The organism is Aquiflexum sp. (genome assembly GCF_977115555.1).
On sequence record NZ_CDSBKL010000661.1, the window covers coordinates 1 to 1,132 of the forward strand.

Below are 1,132 nucleotides of genomic sequence, written 5' to 3' on the forward strand. Positions count from 1 at the left end.
CATTTGTTCTTTGAAAAACTTGAGTCTTTTGCAAAGCCAAGCCCGACATAACCAAAAAGATCAAGAAATTTCAAAAATTCTAAGCCAAAGGGATATCGAGTACATGTGCCCTCAGAACGAAGTTGTACTTGTTTTGGATTCGACCTACCTTCCAGAAAATGTGAGGCTATTCTCGAAGAAACATCTACTGGAAAAGAAATTGGATTATTCTAGTCCTGCAATTTACCAAATATCCACGCCTATGTTTGACTCGAAACAAAGATATGCATTGGTATACTTTGACAAATATTGTGGTCCCGAATGTGGTGGTGGGGGTTTATATATTTTAGAAAAAAAAAGATGGAAGATGGGGAAAAATAGCCTATATCATGCTTTGGGTATCTTAGCAAAAGAAAAAGTCATCCGGAAAAGCCCATTCGGTAATTTGAATTGAAAATCATCTCTTGAAATGATGGTAAGGCCCTTGGAGAAATGCCAAGGGCTTTTACTTTTTAATCAAGTATCAAACTTAATCCCCTGTCCCAATGGCAGGGAAGCACTGTAATTGATTTTGTATGATTTAAATCTCAAATAGCCAAAATTGGCAAAATCCGCTGCTCCGATTTTAGTCGACTAATTTCCTTTCGAAAATTGCAGGTTCAGTTTTCAATTCCTATTTTTCAAAAACTATACAATTCATCTTTTTACACCCTAAAACAATTCGTATGAAAAAGTTAAATTTTACCCCCCCCCTCACAACCGAAGATTGAAGTTTTCATTTAAGCATTTGTTAAATCAATTTTTATCATTCCTGTTTATTCTGATAGCTTTATCATCCTGTCTAGAGGAGCAAACGGAAATAGTTCCTGAGATTGAAAACCCAAATAAAATTGCAAAAGTCAAAGACTGGTTTGAGGCCAACAAACAGCAACTCCGCATCCCAGACGGTGGGATCAGCTTCATGACCGAATCGCAGGAACTGATCTTACCTTTTTTTGAAAAGGAACCCGATTGGGACCAATTCCACCAATATACATTCCCGGATGGTAGGGAGGTTTTTGAAATCAGCCTCGCCAATGCCGAAAAGTACTTTCCTGCCTACCTCAAGGACAGCCTCAAAATATCCGACCCTTCAGAAGCTATCATCCAAAAC

At 38.0% G+C, this 1,132-nt stretch carries 2 protein-coding genes; both read left to right on the forward strand.

Annotated elements, in window-relative coordinates:
* Positions 1-433 (forward strand): hypothetical protein (locus ACZFYI_RS20510; protein WP_462525974.1); only part of this gene is annotated, 433 nt, incomplete at its 5' end.
* Between the two features lie 333 nt (positions 434-766).
* Positions 767-1,132 (forward strand): hypothetical protein (locus ACZFYI_RS20515; protein WP_462525975.1); only part of this gene is annotated, 366 nt, incomplete at its 3' end.